Source organism: Mycolicibacterium llatzerense (assembly GCF_000878195.1).
Taxonomy (GTDB): Bacteria; Actinomycetota; Actinomycetes; order Mycobacteriales; family Mycobacteriaceae; genus Mycobacterium; species Mycobacterium llatzerense.
Window position 1 is genome coordinate 1 of the sequence record NZ_JXST01000078.1, and the last position, 7770, is coordinate 7770.

The 7770-nt window shown below is 65.6% G+C and carries 7 protein-coding genes and 1 pseudogene; all 8 read right to left on the reverse strand.

Going from position 1 to position 7770, the window contains the following annotated elements:
• Positions 1-130: 130 nt before the first annotated feature.
• Positions 131-1033, reverse strand: a complete 903-nt coding sequence (locus TL10_RS28940; protein WP_234711570.1) for a transglycosylase SLT domain-containing protein — start codon at positions 1031-1033, stop codon at positions 131-133.
• A 375-nt stretch (positions 1034-1408) separates the two neighbouring features.
• Entirely contained in the window at positions 1409-3013 is a 1605-nt protein-coding gene (locus TL10_RS28945; protein ID WP_082068123.1) for a DUF4226 domain-containing protein, read from the reverse strand.
• 16 nt (positions 3014-3029) lie between these two features.
• Complete coding sequence (locus tag TL10_RS28950; RefSeq protein WP_043988372.1) at positions 3030-3320, reverse strand: hypothetical protein; 291 nt, start codon at positions 3318-3320, stop codon at positions 3030-3032.
• 135 nt (positions 3321-3455) lie between these two features.
• Positions 3456-5963, reverse strand: a complete 2508-nt coding sequence (locus tag TL10_RS31090; protein WP_131630829.1) for a hypothetical protein — start codon at positions 5961-5963, stop codon at positions 3456-3458.
• A gap of 111 nt (positions 5964-6074) precedes the next feature.
• Positions 6075-6665 (reverse strand): hypothetical protein, encoded by a 591-nt coding sequence (locus TL10_RS28960; protein WP_043988374.1) that lies wholly within the window; start codon positions 6663-6665, stop codon positions 6075-6077.
• 2 nt (positions 6666-6667) lie between these two features.
• Positions 6668-6955, reverse strand: coding sequence for a hypothetical protein (locus TL10_RS28965; protein ID WP_043988375.1), 288 nt, complete (start codon positions 6953-6955; stop codon positions 6668-6670).
• A gap of 89 nt (positions 6956-7044) precedes the next feature.
• Positions 7045-7410 carry a hypothetical protein gene (locus TL10_RS28970; RefSeq protein WP_043988376.1) on the reverse strand — a complete coding sequence of 122 codons (366 nt, stop codon included), beginning with the start codon at positions 7408-7410 and terminating at the stop codon, positions 7045-7047.
• Between the two features lie 57 nt (positions 7411-7467).
• Positions 7468-7770: pseudogene (locus TL10_RS31890) on the reverse strand (PPE domain-containing protein); the annotation flags it as partial.

The following is a 7770-nucleotide window of genomic DNA, read 5'->3' on the forward strand; positions in this document are numbered from 1 at the left end:
TCACCAGTACGATCCGGGCGCGAGCCAAGGTCAGACGGGGGCGCCAACGCCACACCACCAGTGCCGAACGATTCGCGGGCCATACCCATCGCCGCCCCCGCAGCACGCACAAACCCATCCAAACTCACGATCAGTAACCTCCCGGTGCGTGATGGGGATTGAACTGGCCAACCGCCGACAAATTCGACCCGTCGCGCGCCACGTGATAGCGGCGCATGACGTAATTCATCGACGCCGCGATGTTGGCGATCGGGTCATAGATGCTGCGACTGGTCCCCGGCTCATGGTTCGCGGCGAACGTTGACGGGATGGTCTGCAAGCCGCCACGTGACGAATTGGCCGGGGCGCCATCGGCCATCCGCGCGCCATGCGCATTGGAGTCACTCGTGTTCACCGCATCGGGGTGAAAACCGGACTCGCGGCTGGCGGCTGTCATGAAGCCGCGAGTCCAGTTCGCCCGCGCCACCGGGTCGGTAATTCCCATGTGGTCGAGGGCTTTTCCGATGTAGGTACGGTACGCGTCCGGGCCGCCGGGGAACCCCTTCTTGCGCAGATCGACCTCGCTGACCGGAATCGCCGCGGCCGAGGACGTGTTCTCCGAGCTCGGCACGTTGCCGCCGAGCCCATCGCCCACCGGGTTGCTCGACACGTGGCCGGCGTCCTGAGCGAACCCGGTGCGCGAGAACAGGTTTCCGAGTGCGCCCAGGGGTGCCAGGGGCATGCCGCCGCCCATGGGGAAGCCGCCGCCCATGCCGCCCATCGGCATCTGGGGAAGTTGCGGCATCGCCGGCATCGTCGCCATCGCCGGGGCAGCCCCGGCGGGCGGGTGCCCGATGCCCTGATAGCCCGCGGCGTTCGCGTTGGCTGACGCAGCGTGGGTGGAGGCGTCGGCGCCGCCCTGATCCAGAGTGGACTTGGTGTCCTCCAGGTGCCGTTTGATGGCCGCCACCAACGCCTTTTGGCCCTCAATCGTGTTGGTGGACATGCCCATTGCCTGCACATCGGCCACCGCCGTGGCGATCACCGAGTCCATCCGGCCGCGCGAGACACCAGCGGAGGTCAGAGCTTGTTGCAGCTGCGCTCCGCTGGCCGCATCATGCTCGCTCAGCGCCGCCAGATGAGAGTCAATCTGTGTTGATTCGTGACTGAAAGCGGTTGCCGCAGCGCCTGATCCGTCACCAGTACGATCCGGGCGCGAGCCAAGGTCAGACGGGGGCGCCAACGCCACACCACCAGTGCCGAACGATTCGCGGGCCATACCCATCGCCGCCCCCGCAGCACGCACAAACCCATCCAAACTCATCGGACACCTACATCGTTATGCGCAGCAGTGGGCGATGACCCGATCGCACGGCTATCACCGCGACGTCGCGTCATCGCCCACCCGCTCTCACACTCAAACAGCTTCTTAGGACGGCAACCCTGGCGGCGCTGCCGGCGGCTGCTGCGGCGGTGCCGCAGCAGAGCTTGCGGCCGGGGCGCCACCCTTGGGGGCCGCTGCGCTCGGGTCCATCCACCCCAGGAAATCTGGGCCGGTGCCCACACTCGACAACGGCTGCGGCTGACCGGAAACGAGCACCTTGCCGTTACCCAAGGCCATCACCAGATGGTCCTGCCAGATACCCACGTCGCCGGCCTTCAACTTGGTCGGCGGAATCGGGTCGGTCACCGGCGTGCCCGGCGGCGGTACCGTCACACCCGCCTGATGCCACGCATCGGCCACCGTCGCCCCGCCAAGCGCAGCCTTGACCGCCTGCGCGCCCTGCACGGTGCGCGCTTCGGTGTCCTGCCCCCCAGGCAACGACACATGTGTCGTCGGAGCGGGCGCGTTCGGGTCAGAGCCCGGAGCGCCCTGATGGTTGCCGGCCAATTCCGTTGTACCGCCATTGGTTCCGGTCGTCCCGGGGGCTCCCGCCGGCGACGTGTTGCCATTGGTCTCACTGCCCGGCTTACCGCCGCTATTCCCCGAACCGCTCTCGGTGCCGTCCTTGAACTTCGCGTTCGACGGACCATCGCTGCTCGAGCCCTTGCTGCTACTGGGATCGTCATGGAAGGACGACGACGGATCACGGCCCAACCCTTGAGCACCCAACCCACTCAAGGCACTTAGTGGATCACCGCCCCCGCCGAACGAGGGCATGCCGCCCCCACCGAACGACGGCATCTGCGGCATCGACATACCCGCAGGCATCATGCCCGCGCCTGGCATCATGCCCTGCCCGTACGGCGACGTACCCGGAGCCGCCGCATTCACCGGCGCGCTCGACGGCGTCGTGCCCTGCTCGCTACTACTAGCCGGGCCGCCACCGCTGGGGCCGCCACCCTCACCGCCGTTGCCGCCGTTGCCAGCGTTGCCGGCGGGCTTAACGTCGTCGCCGCCGCCACCGATGTCGGCGTACTTCTGCGTCAACTCGCGAGTATGACGGGCCTTGGCTTCCGCATCGGCGATCTGCTGATCGATGATCTTCTTGGCCGCGGTCAACTTCTCCTTCAAGAAGTCCCGAAGCTCCTGCTGGCCAGCGGGCGTGTCCAGCCGAGGACCCAGCTCGGTGATCTTGTCCTGAACGTCCTTGGTGATGCCGTCCAGCTGCTGCTGGCCCGCAGTCCCGGCCGCGTGGATCGCATCAATCGTGCTCGCCGCCGACTTGTCCAGCTCATGCAGCTGCGCGATGACATCCGCGACCTCGCGGCTCTCCTTGTTCGCCGCGTCGCTCGCCGCGCCTGTACCGGGTGTGGGAGCACCCGGCGGCGCAGGAAGGGGCGCCGGAGGCGGCGGGGGCGGCGGCCCGGGCGCCAACCCGCCAGGAGCAGGCGGAGGCGCTGCAGGAGGCGGTGCATCCGGACCGACATGGCCCACGTGAATCGGACCATTAGCGGTCGGATTGTCTTCCTTGCCCAGCAGGTTCGCGCCGATTATCCCCGCAATCGGGGCGAGAGGTCCCAGCGGTGCGGCAATCGCCGTTCCCAAGACCCCGCCGAGAACGGTGTTGATCGGATCCCAATCATTCGACATCGCGGTGTTGCCCCTTCTAGAAGTTCAGCTTGCGTTCACGCGCGGACACCTCGCCGCGCTCGGGATAGTGCCCGTCACGGTTCGGTTGAATGGACAGGTAACGGTCATGAGCCACGTCAGCGACCTTGACCACCCGCTCTCCCAACGTGTACGAGTCCCACCTCCGGAACGCATCGCTGAGGAATCGCACCCCGACGACGCACCCGTTGTCCCCCACCTCGACAGCGATGGTCCGCTTGACCGACACAGCCGAAGCCACAACCCGGACTTCTCGGGTGTCGTTCGCCGACTCCTCAGCAAGCTCCACGACAGCCCCTCCCAACACGTCACCAATTCATTACCACCAGCAGTTTACACACAAAGAAGCAATCGTGAACAGTGATGCTGCAACTGATTTTGTGTTGAGCCGAAAGGCACCGCCACCAGCACAGACAAACCCCTGCTATGACGCCTGCCCACGCAACTGCTGCTCCAGCTCACCGACCTTGGCCACCACTGTCGACCCGAACCCGGCGTGGATGCCGCAATAGGCCAGGTCCGCCAGAGGCGGAGGCGTGTACTTCCAGCACCGCACCAACTCGACGATCTGGCTCATCCGGAAGTACTTCCGATACGACTGCGCCATCGTCACATTCAGTGCAGAACCATCGAAATCCTGCGGCGCATGAACCTCGGGCCACTCCAGCACCCCGTTGTGACGCTTGCGAACCAGGCTGTCATACAAGCCCCAACCGACGGCATCAGCTGTACCACGGTGCACCGATTGCAGCACCGCCAGTTCGTCATCGGTCACCAACCTGTCGCCAGAAACATCCGGCTCAGCGTGCGCCGCGTTGATGACCGCTGCGGTCAGATTCGCTGCCGCCCAAGCTGATACGTCAGCACCCTTATCAAGATTGGCAATCCTCTGAGCCAGGCTGGGATCATAGGCGGCCAACCGGTGCTGATGCCCACCATCGAGGCGCGGTGCCTCGCTGACCAACGCCAACGCATCCCGATGCTGCATCCCCAGGAAATCCTGCACTCCGTCTGGAGCCTGCGGCCACAGTTCCGTGGTCACCATCGCCGAAAGCTGCGCTCCCCCAGCCTTTTTGCGGAACAGCTCGAAATGATCCGCCAGAATCTTCGACGGCTTCTGGCACCCCATCCAGTGTGCTGCCCACCCGAACGGGAGCACGGGATCAACCACAGCCAGCCGAGCCGTTGTCGGCAGCGCCACCGTCGGCGGAACATAACCGCCCCCGCCAGCGCTAGTCGCGATGATGATCTGCGACCCCACAGAGGTTTTCACCACGCTGACCGCCCAAACGATCAGCGACGGCCAGTTCTCGCAAGCGCGAACCAAACCACCAAGTACCCTCTGCGCCAACAACAAATCAGGATTGACCTCAGTACCAGAGGAAACCAAACCAGACGCGGCCCCAGCCGAACCATGCCCAGCCGCCATCACCGGCCCAGCAGCAGGACCGCCACCGCCACTAGCGCTACTCGAACCAGCGCTCGCAGGTGACGTCGGCGCAGACGGCGCCGCAGGAGTCGCGCCAGCCGCACCGGCCCCCGGAGCACTGTAGGGAGCCATCGGGCCACCAGCCATCGCGCCGGCAGGAGGCATCATGCCGCCCCCGCCCACCGGCGCTGCGCCTGAACCACCCTGTGCGGCACCGCCGCCCATCTCCCCGCCCGACGGACCGCCGCCCATCGGCACCCCAGCAGGAGTGCTGCCCATCTGAGGCGCCGCCGCGGCCGGCGGCTGCGCAGCAAAGGCGGCAGCCGCTTGCTGCTGCGAAAGCGATTGCGACACAGGAGAAACTGGAGCAGCGCTACCGCCACCACCGGTTGCGCTCATGCCCGATGCCAGACCACTCTGAAAGCTCGACCCCGCATTGGCCAACGGCGACGCCGACGCCGGCGACGTAGACGCACCACCAGGCATACCGCCGCCGCTGGGCATACCGCCCGGCATTCCCCCACTACCAGACATGCCGCCGCCCGGAGAACCCAGCCCTGACGGCGGCTTCATGCTCGACCCAAGCCCGGACATACCCGAGCCCAACCCGCCGCCGGACCCACCACCACGACCGCCACCAGCGCCACCGCCGGGGCTGGCCGGCATACCCGTCATCGGCATTTGGCTAGGCGCTTGACTCGGCGGTGTAGCTGTTTGCGTAGCGTCCCCGTTAGCCGTGCCCGGTGTAAGTGGGTTCTTCACGGCAGTTTGGTTGGCGTCCGGTGTCGCCCCTGGCTGCGATGCATCGGCAGCAGACTTGCCGTCCTTCGAAGCAGTCTTGCTAGTCGTCTGTGAGGCGTCGGGTGTGGTGCCTTTCTCGGCGTCCTTGCCCTTGTTCTCCTTGTTGTCCGACTGCTTGCCATCAGACTGCTTACCGTCGGGCGTCTTCTGACTGCCCGGACCATTCTGGGGAATGATGAACTTCCCGCTGAGCGCCTGGGTGACCTGCTTGACGCTTTCAGCCACGTCCTGGTCGGCTTGCTGGCTGTAAGTTGTCCACACTTGCATCGCCGCTGCTGGATTGCGGCTTTTCACGGCCTTATTGAATTCCTCTTGACCAGCTTCGGCGGTGTTGTCGATCAAGCCTTGGAGAACTTGGGTGTGATGGGACGCCTGATATGCGGCCCTGGCCGCACTGGCGTGCTGGTCGTAGTGAGTGCTCCACAGATCTGTGTTCTCGTCGTGTGCGGCGAGAAGGGCGTCACCGGCTTCGCCTTGCAGCGCCTCGGCGAATTGCGGCCGGTAGGTGTTCTTCGACGTCCCGATTGCTTCATCGAGGTCCCTGGCGAGACCTGCATGGAATTCATGAAGGTCGTCGAGGAATTGGACCAAACTGTCCGGCGGACGCCGGCCGGCCTTGATCGCCATCGCGAACGGGCCTTCGCCAAGTTCGCTAGCGGTGTTCGCAGCGGTACTGGCGGCACCTGCAGTCTTCTTGGCCACAGAATCAGCGGCTTTCACTGCCTTGTGAAACAACTCCATCCCGATGTGAGCACCAGACTGCGCAGCGGCAGCGGCCCCCCCGGTACTACTTTCCGCTCCCGCGTCCATTCCTTAGCCTCCGTAAGCCCTGCACAAATCCCAGACACGCTGGTCTGCGTTGTTAGCCGCATCCGCAGTCCAGCCGACGGCGGGCCGTATCGCACCGCGCGTCTGTTCCCCACTCGCGGCGGCAGCATGCTGGCGCAGAAGCTGGAGGCTCTTATCGACTGCTTCACGAATCGTGCTATCAGCCGCCGAATTGTCCCTCAGGGCGTCAGCGATGAAGTTCGCCGTCGGCAAGACGTCGAATGCTGTGTTCTGGGGTGACGGCATAGCGCGATAACCCGCGGCGAACCGGGTGCACAGGTCGACTGTGGCCGCGTGCACCTGCTCGCTGGTGGGCGCAGTCGGCGCAGCGGGTGCTGCGGCTGCGGGCGCCGAGCCGGTCGCCATGTGGTTGCCGATGAGTCCCCCGATCGCACCCGCGGTGAGCGCGATCGCAGCGGCACCGATGATCGCCGCGGTGATCAGCCCGCCCTTGGGGCTGCGCGGCGGCTGCGCGGGCGGGTAGCCGTGCTGCGGCTGCATCGGCGGCGGCAGACGCACCTCACCAGTGTTGGGGTACGGCGACAGGACCGACGGGTGTGTGTACTGAGTGGCCATGTCTAAACCTCAATCCCGTCGATCTGTGCAGTGTTGGTTGCTTCGGCTGTGCTGATGTTGGCGATGGTGCCGCCGTTGGCGGCCACGAACTTGCCTGCGGCGCTCACGCGACCCGCTACGAACTCTTCATGGACCGCCGGCCATGCCGCCACGGCCCCGGAAACCGCTCCCGACAGCGCATCCAGGCCCGGTGTCGGAACCGGGTGAATGCCCTCTTGGGAAGGAACAATGGAGGACCAGCCACCGCTGGATGACTCCACCTGCGGCACATCGGCGTGGATCGCGTCCATCTGTTTTCCTCCCCTTCTGCTGCTATAGAAATGGTAACTGCCTGCACCGACGCTGCCGGACGTATTTTTCGGCGGCGACAGTGAGGGCGTTAGCTCGCGCCGCGCAGCGCTGCGGAAAACTCGGCCGCGACGGGGTGGTTGGCGAACTCCTCGGGGATGTTCGCCCACTGCGCCCGAAATTCAGCGGCCAAGGCCTGGATGCCGTCGTATGCACGCTGGGCGTTCTTGGCGATGGCCTCGTTCATCGCCTCTTCGAATTCTTCGACGGACAGCTGTTCCTGGAGGCCGGGTGGGATGTCGCAGCCGATCAGTCGGCCGCGGCCGTCGTGCGTCACGACGATCTCGTCGTCGATTTCGCTGCTCGCGGTGAAAGCGTTGACCTTGTCTTCCCACTCGTAAACGCTTTCCAACAGTTTGTCGATCATCGATGACATCTGCTCGGTCCGTGTGGACATGTCCTGCGTCTCCCTCTGTGATATGCGTTGCGCGACAACGCAACTCCCCTGGTCTTGCTAGGTCTTCTTCTTGTCCCGGTCGGTGCGTTCGCGGCGTTCGCGGCGGACTTCGCCGAACACTGGCTCGGTGTTGGGGACCGGCCGCAGCACAACACGGCGGTGGTCCTCGGGTTTGCGGCCTTCGTCGTTCTTGCCGCCCATACCGGCGCCCATCATCGGCGGCATCATTCCCATCCCGGCCGCGCCGGGAGCACCGCCACCGGGGCCGCCTCCGCCTGGAGTGCCAGCGGTGATGCTGCTTCCTGCCGGCGGGCCAACGGCAGGGCTCGAGCTGGACAGCGGAGCACCGCCGCCACCCCC